A 10,918-nucleotide genomic window follows, 5' to 3' on the forward strand; every position below is an offset into this window, starting at 1 on the left:
GATAATATTTATTTTCAATAAAAACTGAACTTGTAGCCCGTAGGGGAATCGAACCCCTCTTACCAGGATGAAAACCTGGCGTCCTAACCGATAGACGAACGGGCCATTACATCATTTTTGTAATGCGAGTGCAAAAATACAACTATTTTTAATTCACGCAATAGAAGCAAGCACTTTTTTTATTTTTTTTTAGTACGCTTTTGCAAACAACACTCTACCAGTAGACTTAGCTCCTGAAAAAACACAGGCTCCTTCTTCATTTTTTCTATCCAAAGGAATACAACGAATGGTTGCCTTAGTTAAATCCTTAATTTTTTCTTCCGTTTCTGATGTTCCATCCCAATGTGCCGAAATGAATCCTGTTTTATTTTCTAACACCTCTTTGAACTCTTCAAAAGAATTTACTTCAGTAATATGTGTATCTCTATAATTCAATGCTTTATTGAATAAATCAGCCTGAATTGTCTCCAACAAATCGTTTATATAAGCCACAATTCCATCTTTTGAAACAACTTCTTTTGTTAAAGTATCACGTCTAGCTACTTCAAAAGTTCCGTTTTCTAAATCTTTTGGTCCTACTGCTATTCTAACTGGAACACCTTTTAATTCCCATTCAGCAAATTTGAATCCAGGTTTTTGTGTTGTTCTATTATCAAATTTAACCGAGATTTTTAATTTTTTAAATTGTGAGACCAATTCATTAACTACAAATGTTATCTTTTCTAATTCTTCATCAGTTTTAAAAATAGGCACAATTACTACTTGAATTGGAGCCAAGTTTGGAGGCAACACTAATCCGTTATCATCAGAGTGCGTCATAACTAATGCACCCATCAAACGAGTAGAAACTCCCCAAGAAGTTCCCCAAACATATTCTTGTTTCCCTTCTTGATTAGCAAATTTCACCTCAAATGCTTTAGCAAAATTTTGCCCTAAAAAGTGAGAAGTTCCCGCTTGTAAAGCTTTTCCATCTTGCATTAATGCTTCAATACAATAAGTTTCATCAGCTCCAGCAAAACGTTCAGTTTCTGTTTTTAATCCTTTTATTACTGGAATTGCCATAAAATTTTGAGCAAAATCAGCATAAACATTCATCATCTTTTCAGATTCTTCAATAGCTTCTGCTTTGGTTGCATGCGCTGTGTGTCCTTCTTGCCACAAAAACTCTGCAGTTCTCAAGAACAAACGCGTTCTCATTTCCCAACGAACAACATTGGCCCATTGATTAATTAACAAAGGTAAATCTCTATAAGATTGAACCCAGTTTTTGTATGTGCTCCAAATAATAGCTTCACTTGTAGGACGAACAATTAATTCTTCTTCCAATTTTGCATTTGGATCAACCATTAATTTTCCTGGTTTATCTGGATCATTTTTTAAGCGATAATGCGTCACAATGGCACATTCTTTGGCAAATCCTTCTGCATTTTTTTCTTCTGCTTCAAACATACTTTTGGGAACAAAAAGCGGAAAATAGGCATTACTATGACCTGTTTCTTTAAACATTCTGTCTAATTCTGCTTGCATTTTTTCCCAAATTGCGTAGCCATACGGTTTGATTACCATACAACCTCTAACGCCTGAATTTTCGGCTAAATCTGCTTTTACTACAAGCTCGTTATACCATTTGGAATAGTCTTCTGCTCTCTTTGTTAAGTTCTTACTCATGATGAATAGTTTGGCATAAAAATTGTTTAATATTTAATTAACTAAATAGTTCGGCAAAACTAACTATTTTTGTAATGACCAACAATAAAAATACTATTCTTATGAAAACAAATTATTATAATTCCGGAAAATTGTCCATTTATTCAATAGTTGGACTTCTTACTTTGATGGCTACATCATGTGGTTCTTATCAAAATAAATCTTATTATGATAGAGATGGAATTTATGGTGGTGAAAGCGAAAAAGTAGCTCAAACATCTGTAAATGATGGTCAAGCCAAAGCAACCGAAAGTAATAAATATACTGAATATTTCAATTCTCTTCGTGACGACCAACAAGATGAAGTTTTTACCGATGTTGAAAGTTATTCTTCTTACAAAGACACTTTAGCAACTCAAGACAGAAATCAATCTGCAGCTTGGGGTTCTAATCCTTCTAACGTTACTGTAAATGTTTATGACAATAACTGGGGATGGAATAATGCCGCATGGAACTCATGGAATGGATGGGGTTGGAACAATTGGGGAATGGGTTGGAATAATTGGGGTTGGAATAATTGGGGTTGGAATTCATGGTACGGTCCAAACTGGGGATGGGGATGGAACTCATGGTATGGTCCAGGTTGGGGATGGAATAACTGGGGCTGGAATAATTGGTATGGAAATGGTTTCTACGGAAACAATTATCATAACAACTATGCTTATGGAAATGGTAGAAGAGGTTCAACCTACGGAAGACCTGAAGGAAATTCTTCAAGAGATTATAGAAGAAGTAGTAATACAATTACTAGAAGTACAACAGTTACTGGTACTCGAAGAGCAGATTATGTTCCAACTAGAACTTCAAGTACTAGAAGTAATACTATAAGAAGTAACAGCAACTCTCCAGTTAGAACTTACAATGGTTCTAATACGACTAGAGATAATTCAAGTAGTCCAACTAGAACAACTACATCGCCAACAAGAAATAATACTTATACACCAAGCAACAACTCATCAAACAGCACTCGTTCAAACAACTATTCACCAAGTAATTCATCTTCTACAAGATCAAGTTCTGGTGGTGGTGGAGGTTCTAGATCTGGTGGCGGTGCCGGAGGTTCTCGTTCAGGTGGCGGAGGTAGACGATAAAATTTAGTATCTATTTAAATTTAGAAAAATGAAAAAATATTTTTTAGCCTTTACAGCTATTATCAGCATAAATTGTGTTAATGCTCAAGAGATTCCTGATGCAATCAGATTGGCTCAAGAAAACTTGAACGGAACAGCTCGTTTCAGAGCGATGGGTGGAGCTTTTGGCGCACTTGGCGGTGACTTATCAGCTATAAATGTAAATCCGGCGGGAAGTGTTGTGTTTGCCAATAATCAGGCTGGTGGTACTTTGACAAGTTTTAATACTAAAAATAATGCTAATTATTTTGGTTCGAAAACAAGTCAATCTGAAAATACGTTTGACCTAAGTCAAGGTGGTGCTGTATTTATTTTTGAAGATCGTTCTGGCAAAAGTGATTGGAACAAGTTTTCATTTGCTTTGAACTACGAAAACACCAATAATTATGATAATTCTTTGTTTTCAAAAGGTACAAATCCTAATAATTCTGTAGCAAATTACTTTTTGAGTTATGCTAATCCTACTGCTACTCAAGGCGGTTTTTTTCTTAGCAATATTAAAGATTATTACTATGAAGAATTAAACTATGCCGATCAACAAGCCTATATCGGAATCTTAACAAATGTAATAAAACCAAATGTTTTAGACGAAAACAATGATACTTACAGCACAAATAATGCTGGTGGAAATTATTACCAAGAAAATTCAATTGTAGCAACAGGTTTTAATGGAAAACTAACTTTTAATGGTGCTGCTTCTTATAAAGATAAAATTTTCTTTGGCCTTAGCTTGAATTCTCATTTTACAGATTATATACAATCAACTCGTTTTGTAGAACGCAACAATAATAATGGTGTAAATAGCTCATCTTTTGACAATGATTTATACACTTATGGAAGTGGATTTTCATTCAATCTAGGTGTTATTGGAAAAATAAATAAAGAAATTCGTGCTGGATTGTCTTATGAATCTCCAACTTGGTACAAATTGAACGACGAATTAAAACAGAATTTGAATACAACTGGGACAAATTTTATAAATTATAGTAATCCTACTTATAATGTTTATACAATAAATAGCGGAATAAGCAATGCAAATTCTGACTCCAACATCACAATGATTTATGATCCTTACAAATTAAGAACACCTTCTAAATTTACTGGAAGTCTTGCTTATATTTTTGGTAAAAAAGGATTGATTAGTGTTGATTATAGCATTAAAGATTATAGCAACACTAAATTTAGAGATCCTTACGGAGATTTTGCAAACGTAAATAATAGAATGAATGATATTCTTGATACAACAGGTGAAATTAGAATTGGTGCTGAATACAGAATCAAACAATTTAGTCTAAGAGCTGGTCACAGAAGTGAGGAAAGTCCTTATAAAAATAGTTGGACAATAGGTAGCTTAAAAAGCTATTCTGGCGGACTTGGTTATAATTTTGGAGATACTAAATTGGATTTATCATATACGTATGCTAAAAGAATTTCAAACCCAAGTTTTTTTGAACAAGGGTTTATAGACGCAGCCAGAATTAATTCAGTAAACAACAATGTTTCTTTAACATTACTATTTGAATTGTAATAGAAACTTAACGTTTTATAGAAAACCATTCGTCTTTCGAGTGGTTTTTTTTTGCCCAAAACTCAACTGCTAGCCCAGATTGCAGAGAAAATCCTTTTCTTTTTTTCTTTAAAAAAGAAAAGATTGTAGCGAAAAGCTGGAACGAACCTTTCTGAAAATGCCCAAAAGTTAGTGCTCCTAAAAATAAATACTGTAATTTTGCACCTCAATATATAAAGAAGCATGAGAACCAAATCGGTAAAAAAGAATAAAATTAACGTAATAACGCTAGGTTGTTCGAAAAATATTTATGACAGTGAAGTCCTAATGGGACAACTAAAAGCCAGCGGAAAAGAAGTTGAACATGAAGCTCCAGCTGAAACAGAAGGAAATATTATTGTAATAAACACCTGCGGATTTATAGACAATGCCAAAGCAGAATCGGTAAACATGATATTGGAATATGCCGATAAGAAAGAACGCGGATTGGTTGATAAAGTCTTCGTTACTGGCTGTTTGTCGGAAAGATACCGTCCAGATTTGGAGAAAGAAATTCCAAATGTAGATCAGTTTTTTGGCACTACCGAATTGCCTTTGTTACTAAAAGCGCTTGGTGCCGATTATAAACACGAATTATTGGGCGAACGATTAACGACAACTCCTAAAAATTACGCTTACCTAAAAATTGCCGAAGGTTGTGATAGACCGTGTAGTTTTTGTGCTATTCCGATTATGCGTGGCAAACACGTTTCGCAACCTATTGAAAAATTGGTTAAAGAAGCAGAAGGTTTGGCTCGTGATGGTGTAAAAGAATTGATTTTGATTGCACAAGATTTGACCTATTATGGCTTGGATATTTATAAAAAACGAAATCTTGCCGAATTATTAGAAGCTTTGGTAAAAGTAGAAGGAATTGAATGGATAAGACTACATTACGCCTTCCCTACTGGTTTTCCGATGGATGTTTTGGCTGTTATGAAGCGTGAACCGAAAATTTGTAACTATATTGATATTCCGCTACAACATATTTCGGATAACATCCTAAAATCAATGCGTCGTGGAACTACCAAAGAAAAAACGACTCAATTACTTAAAGACTTTCGTGCCGCAGTTCCCGGAATTGCCATTCGTACCACATTGATTGTGGGTTATCCTGGCGAAACACGTGAAGATTTTGAAACTTTGAAAGGATTTGTTCAGGAAATGAAATTTGACCGAATGGGTTGTTTTGCGTATTCTCACGAAGAAAACACGCATGCCTATTTGCTAGAAGACGACGTTCCTGCCGAAGTAAAACAAGAAAGAGTAAATGAACTAATGGAATTGCAATCACAAATTTCATGGGATTTGAATCAAGAAAAAGTCGGACAAGTTTTCAAATGTATAATTGACCGTAAAGAAGGAAATCATTTTATTGGTAGAACCGAATTTGATAGTCCAGATGTAGACAACGAAGTGTTGCTAGATGCAACCAAAAATTACCTTAAAACAGGCGAATTCATAAACGTAAAAATCACTGAAGCAACTGAATTTGACTTGTACGGAGAAGTTGTTTAGAAATTAGAACGTAGAATTTAATTTTAAATTAATAATTAATGAAAGAAAATAGTCAAAATACAATAAATTCAAAAGTGGATTCTTGTAGTCCAAGTGGCGATTTTAATGTTTTTAGTCTTGAATCTTTTCTTAAAATTAATAATAAACCAACTGTTTACAGAACTAGAGAACATTTTAAAATAACACTAGTCAAAGGAAAAGGTGTTTTTCATTATGCAGATAAAAGCGTTGCTGTAAAAAAATATGCTATATCGTTTTCCAATCCTCAAATCCCATATAGTTGGGAAAAAAGAGAGGAAATAATTAGCGGTCATTTTTGTATTTTTCTTCCAAACTTTTTCGCGCAATTTGGTGCTATTACGCAATATGATGTTTTTAAAGTTAATGGAACACACATCTTTGAATTGACAAAAGAAGAGTTTGAAACGGCAACTTCTATTTTTGAAAAAATGCTAAAAGAGGAAGCAACCGAATATATCTACAAATATGATGTTTTAAGAAATTTGGTTTTTGAACTCATCCATTTAGCGATGAAATTACAACCATCAAACAATTTTGAAAATTCTAAAATTGATTCATCTAATAGAATTACAGCTTTATTTCTTGAACTTTTAGATCGCCAATTTCCTATTGATAAAAAAAATAATAAACTAAATCTCCGTTCAGCTTCCGACTTTGCTAATCAATTGTCTATTCACATTAATCACTTGAATAGAGCCGTAAAAAAGACAACTCAAAAAACAACAACACAAATTATTTCCCAAAAAATAATTCAAGAAGCTAAATCAATGTTGAAACATAGCTCCAAAAATGTTTCTGAAATTGCTTATTCCTTAGGATTTGAAGAAACTACTTATTTTAATAATTTCTTTAAGAAATATGTAGGCCAAACACCTCTTAAATATAGAAATGTTTGATTTATTCAATTTATAGTTTGTATTTTACTTTTATCTAAAAACGTATTACATGAAATTTACATTCTAAATTGTAAATCATGGAAAATAATAATAGCAGACGTAATTTTATATCGCAAACAATCTTAGCAAGTGCAGGACTTTTGGTTGGACAAACACTTTTATCTAGCTGTAAATCAATAAATAGCACAACTAAAAATCAAAACAATCCTACTAATAACAAACGTAAACTTGGTAATTTAGAAGTTTCAGCTATTGGACTTGGAGGATTACCAGTAGTTGGTTTTTACGGTGGAGGTGTAAGAGAACAAAGTTTTGTAAATCAACTTTACGCAAAAGCATACGACAATGGAATTACTTTTTTTGATACAGCTGAAGTTTATGGCCCGTTTACAAATGAAACTCAAATTGGCGAAGCAGTAAAATCTTTTAGAAAAGATATTGTACTTGCCACCAAATTTGGATTTGAAGTTAATCCAAATCATCAAAATGGACGCGGAAGACAATTAAACAGTAGTCCAGAGAATATTAGGAGAGCCGTTGAAGGTTCTTTGAAAAGGTTAAATACGGATTACATCGATTTATATTACCAACATAGAGTTGACCCAAATGTGCCTATAGAAGATGTTGCAGGAACAATTAAAGATTTAGTAAAAGAAGGCAAAGTGTTAAACTGGGGACTTTCTGAGCCAGGTTTAAAAACTATAAGAAGAGCGCATGCGGTATTACCACTTTCTGCTATTCAAAACGAATATTCTCTATGGACAAGAGATTATGAAACTACTACAATTCCACTTTGTGAAGAATTAGGTATTGGTTTTGTGCCATGGTGTCCAATGGGATACGGTTTTTTTGGCGGAAGTATTAATGAAAACTCAAAATTTGGACAAGGGGATTTTCGTGCTATTTTACCAAGAGTTACAAATTCAGAAAATTTAAAACAAAACATGAAGTTACTTGAATTTGTTAAACAGTGGGGAAATAGAAAAAACATGACAACTGCTCAAATAGCACTTACATGGCTTCAGGCGCAAAAACCTTGGATTGTTCCAATTCCTGGCACATCAAACATCGAACATTTAATTGAAAACATTAAATCAAATTCTTTTACCTTTACCAATGATGAACTTACTGAATTTAATTTAGGATTGTCTAAAATTGAAATTGCAGGTCCAAAAAATACACAACAAATTATTGATGCTATGGGAGTTGAATCTGTATTGAAATAAAAAACATTATTAAAACTTACCAAAATGAAAAATATCTATTTCTTACTTCTAATTTTGATTACTCAAATTTCAAATTTGAATGCACAAATTGCTACAGTTTTTCCAAAAGGAGAACTATCACCAAATAATGCACATCATGTTGGAGATGTTTGGCTCAATGAACTAACCAAAGCTAACGAAGTTTTTAGTTACAACATTACACAAGCCACTTTTTCGGCAAATGCAAGATTAGATTGGCATAAGCATCCAGGCGGACAAGTTTTACTCGTTACAAATGGGATTGGTTATTATCAAGAAAGACAAAAACCAATTCAAACTTTACATAAAGGTGATGTAATAAAATGCAATCCTGATGTAGAACATTGGCATGGAGCAACACCAACAACTGAATTTGTTTACATAGCTACAACACCAACACAAAAAGGAAAAACAATTTGGCTAGAACCTTTATCTGATTCCGAATATCCAAAAAATAATATTGAATTAACCCCAAAAAATAGTGAACAAGAACTTCTCGATTTATCTAAAACCAAATGGAATTGGATGGCAGAACGCAAAACAGATGAGTTGAACAAGCTGTTCAGTGAAAAAGCCGCTTTTGTTCACATGGGCGCAACCATGAGTAAAGAACAAGAATTAAACGTAATAAAAGAAGGACATATTCAATACAAAAAAGCTGAAATTCAAGAAAGTTCGGTTCAATTTATTGAAAACACTGCAGTTCTCTTAAACAAAATTCGTCTTACAGCAATAGTCGGTGGCAATGAAGTAATAAACCCTTTTGTAGTAACAGAAGTATATGTTCGAATTGATGATACTTGGACATTACTTTCCATGTCATTTACAAAATTGCTGACACCATAATATCAATTTTAGAATACAAAAAAAGTGATGAAATAACCTCATCACTTTTTTTTATATTTAAAAGCATAAACTTAAATACACTTTATATTTTTTTGCAACTAATTTTTTCTTTAATCTGGTATAATGAATCTACACTTGTTGCATAATATAATTTTGAAACTTCACATTCACAATCATTATTTTTTAATGTAAAAATCACAATTCTTGGTCCATTAAAATGATTACCACGACCAAAATTTATTACTTTAAAACCTTTAGCTCTTAACTTTTCAACAAGAATTGACTTTTCTTCATTATCGGTAAGGATTTTATCTTCAAGTTTAGAATATAAGTCAGGTAATTCAATAGATATACCATTAGAATTCTCAATAACTTCGTTAAGTATATTATCTTCAAAATTAATTGTTGCATTTTTCTTTTCAGAACAACAAGAAAAAAGAAATAACACAATTAAAATAAATAAATTTCTCATTCTATAATATTTAAAACTGTCAACTGATAACTGTCAACCGACAACCAAATCTACTCCAAAGAAGCCAAATATCTTTCAGCATCCAAAGCCGCCATACAACCAGTTCCTGCAGCAGTTATAGCTTGTCTGTAAACATGATCGGCTGCATCGCCAGAAACAAATACACCTTTAACATTTGTTTTAGAACTTCCAGGAACATTTACAATATAACCCGTTTCGTCTAGTGTGATAAAATCTTTGAAAATATCAGTATTCGGTTTGTGACCAATCGCCACAAAAAATCCAGTCGCCGGAATTTCATGCTCTTCTTTAGTAGTTTTATTCAAAACCTTAACAGAAGTCACTACTTGTCCATCGCCCAAAACTTCAACAGTATCGTGGTTCATCAATATTTCAATGTTTTCTGTTTTGCGAACACGTGCTTCCATAATTTTAGAAGCTCTAAATTGTTCGCTACGAACTAACATAGTGACTTTTTTACATAATTTAGATAAATAATGTGCTTCTTCACAAGCAGAATCCCCTGCTCCAACTATCACAACTTCTTGGTTTCTATAAAAGAATCCGTCGCAAACAGCACAAGCAGAAACACCGCCACCCATTTGCAAATAATGTTGCTCTGATGGCAAACCTAAATATTTAGCAGAAGCTCCAGTAGAAATAATTACCGTTTCGCAATGCAATTCTTTTCCGTCATGAATCCACACTTTATGAATTGGTCCCGTAAAATCTACTTTGGTTACCCAACCATCACGAACATCGGTGCCAAAACGTTGTGCTTGCTCTTGCAAACCAACCATCATTTGTGGTCCTGTAATTCCTTCTGGATTTCCTGGCCAATTCTCTACTTCATTAGTGGTGGTCAATTGTCCACCAGGTTGTGTTCCTTGGTATAGAACTGGAAACATATTAGCTCTAGAGGCATAAATAGCAGCAGTATAGCCTGCAGGTCCAGAACCTATTATTAAGCATTTTACTTTTTCGATTGTATCAGACATATTTGTGATTTTTTTGTGTCACAAATGTAAACTATAATTATAAAAAATCATATTCATACAAATCCAAAATTACTATTCTTAAATAAATTTTATTTATTTATTTAATTTCTTTTGAAAAGCGAAACTTATTGCTATATTTGCACCCGCTTTCGGGGTGTAGCGTAGCCCGGTTATCGCGTCTCGCTCTGCGAGAAGACCGCAAGGTTAAAGTAATCGATATGTATTGTGTTTATATAATATTTAGTGAAGTTTTATCAAAATATTATACTGGTCAGACTAATAATATTGATGATAGATTAAGAAGACATAATAATGGCTTAAGTTCATCAACAAAATCAGGAAAACCTTGGGTGTTGATTTACAAAATTGAATTTAAAACTCGTTCTGAAGCAATGCTTTTAGAACTTAAAATAAAAAAAAGAGGAGCACAAAGATATCTTACTGATATTGGTTTCTTTTAAATTCGGGGTGTAGCGTAGCCCGGTTATCGCGCCTGCTTTGGGAGCAGGAGGCCGCAGGTTCGAATCCTGCCACCCCGAC

10 protein-coding genes and 2 tRNA genes are annotated in these 10,918 nt (G+C 33.3%); 8 read left to right on the forward strand and 4 right to left on the reverse strand.

Annotated elements, in window-relative coordinates; all coding sequences use genetic code 11:
- Positions 1 to 33: 33 nt before the first annotated feature.
- Both O9267_RS14335 and proS read right to left on the reverse strand, forming a co-directional pair.
- Positions 34 to 105, reverse strand: a tRNA-Glu gene (locus O9267_RS14335).
- 84 nt (positions 106 to 189) lie between these two features.
- On the reverse strand, positions 190 to 1,668 hold the full coding sequence (gene proS / locus O9267_RS14340) for a proline--tRNA ligase (protein ID WP_298180768.1): 1,479 nt from the start codon (positions 1,666 to 1,668) through the stop codon (positions 190 to 192).
- 101 nt (positions 1,669 to 1,769) lie between these two features.
- Here proS and O9267_RS14345 point away from each other — a divergent pair, with 101 nt between their 5' ends.
- From O9267_RS14345 to O9267_RS14370, 6 genes are all read left to right on the forward strand, one after another.
- Entirely contained in the window at positions 1,770 to 2,798 is a 1,029-nt protein-coding gene (locus tag O9267_RS14345; RefSeq protein ID WP_298180770.1) for a hypothetical protein, read from the forward strand.
- Positions 2,799 to 2,826: 28 nt separating this feature from the next.
- Complete coding sequence (locus tag O9267_RS14350; protein WP_298180773.1) at positions 2,827 to 4,365, forward strand: outer membrane protein transport protein; 1,539 nt, start codon at positions 2,827 to 2,829, stop codon at positions 4,363 to 4,365.
- 222 nt (positions 4,366 to 4,587) lie between these two features.
- Positions 4,588 to 5,901 carry a 30S ribosomal protein S12 methylthiotransferase RimO gene (gene rimO, locus O9267_RS14355; RefSeq protein WP_298180775.1) on the forward strand — a complete coding sequence of 438 codons (1,314 nt, stop codon included), beginning with the start codon at positions 4,588 to 4,590 and terminating at the stop codon, positions 5,899 to 5,901.
- A gap of 38 nt (positions 5,902 to 5,939) precedes the next feature.
- The gene (locus tag O9267_RS14360) at positions 5,940 to 6,818 is read left to right on the forward strand and encodes an AraC family transcriptional regulator (RefSeq protein ID WP_298180777.1); all 879 of its coding nucleotides are present in this window, start codon (positions 5,940 to 5,942) and stop codon (positions 6,816 to 6,818) included.
- A 77-nt stretch (positions 6,819 to 6,895) separates the two neighbouring features.
- On the forward strand, positions 6,896 to 8,044 hold the full coding sequence (locus tag O9267_RS14365) for an aldo/keto reductase (protein WP_298180779.1): 1,149 nt from the start codon (positions 6,896 to 6,898) through the stop codon (positions 8,042 to 8,044).
- 24 nt (positions 8,045 to 8,068) lie between these two features.
- Positions 8,069 to 8,908: a DUF4440 domain-containing protein gene (locus tag O9267_RS14370; protein WP_298180781.1), complete on the forward strand. Its 840-nt coding sequence runs from the start codon at positions 8,069 to 8,071 to the stop codon at positions 8,906 to 8,908.
- Between the two features lie 82 nt (positions 8,909 to 8,990).
- Here O9267_RS14370 and O9267_RS14375 read toward each other — a convergent pair whose 3' ends face one another.
- Positions 8,991 to 9,380 carry a hypothetical protein gene (locus O9267_RS14375; RefSeq protein ID WP_298180783.1) on the reverse strand — a complete coding sequence of 130 codons (390 nt, stop codon included), beginning with the start codon at positions 9,378 to 9,380 and terminating at the stop codon, positions 8,991 to 8,993.
- Between the two features lie 50 nt (positions 9,381 to 9,430).
- A complete protein-coding gene (gene trxB, locus O9267_RS14380; RefSeq protein WP_298180785.1) occupies positions 9,431 to 10,378 on the reverse strand; it encodes a thioredoxin-disulfide reductase in 948 nt (315 codons plus the stop codon).
- A 218-nt stretch (positions 10,379 to 10,596) separates the two neighbouring features.
- Here trxB and O9267_RS14385 point away from each other — a divergent pair, with 218 nt between their 5' ends.
- Together O9267_RS14385 and O9267_RS14390 are read left to right on the forward strand one after the other, a co-directional pair.
- Positions 10,597 to 10,839, forward strand: a complete 243-nt coding sequence (locus O9267_RS14385) for a GIY-YIG nuclease family protein (protein WP_298180789.1) — start codon at positions 10,597 to 10,599, stop codon at positions 10,837 to 10,839.
- A gap of 3 nt (positions 10,840 to 10,842) precedes the next feature.
- A tRNA-Pro gene (locus O9267_RS14390) sits at positions 10,843 to 10,917 on the forward strand.
- Position 10,918: the final 1 nt, after the last annotated feature.

It is taken from the genome of Flavobacterium sp. (assembly GCF_027531705.1).
Lineage (GTDB): Bacteria > Bacteroidota > Bacteroidia > Flavobacteriales > Flavobacteriaceae > Flavobacterium.